The 514-nt window shown below is 52.9% G+C and carries 1 protein-coding gene; it reads right to left on the minus strand.

All coding sequences use genetic code 11. The features are described from left to right. The coding region (locus ACFIMI_RS09855) for a DUF637 domain-containing protein (protein ID WP_375692552.1) at nucleotides 1-514 on the minus strand (514 nt) is incomplete at both ends.

Here is a 514-nt window from a genome sequence, read left to right on the forward strand (position 1 = left end):
GCAGCCCGTGCAACATCAATGGTGTGGTCTCTAAAGTCAGCAAACTGCGCATCAATCTTTGCGTTTATACGCGCTTCCTCTTCCGCAGTTGGGGTGCGACCGTTTAGGTCCCCCATTTCCTCTTTCACAATGCCTTGCACCCACAATTGAAACTGGAGCATAGCAGTGGCTTCGCCCACAGCACCCCCCACAGCACCGGCTGTGCAAGCACCGCTCGCAACAGCGCCTTTTAAGCAGCCAAGACCAGCGTGGGCAACGATCTGTGTGACCGTGTCTATTTTGCCTTCAGCCTTGGCGGTACCGATTTCTTCCGCCAACGATTTGCCAACCGTATCAGACAGGGCGATGCGCAGATTGTTAAAAAAGTTCTTGTCAAGAGAGCCACCCTCAAGAGCCGTTTGAACGCCTGTGCCAATGGCGGCTTTGATCAGGTTCTTTTCCGCTTCACTGGCGATACGATCGACAAAAGGAGCGGTTTTTGGCAAAGATTGTCCAACACCTGCCATTTCCGTTA

It is taken from the genome of Bartonella sp. AP4SXKL (assembly GCF_042195845.1).
Classification (GTDB): domain Bacteria; phylum Pseudomonadota; class Alphaproteobacteria; order Rhizobiales; family Rhizobiaceae; genus Bartonella.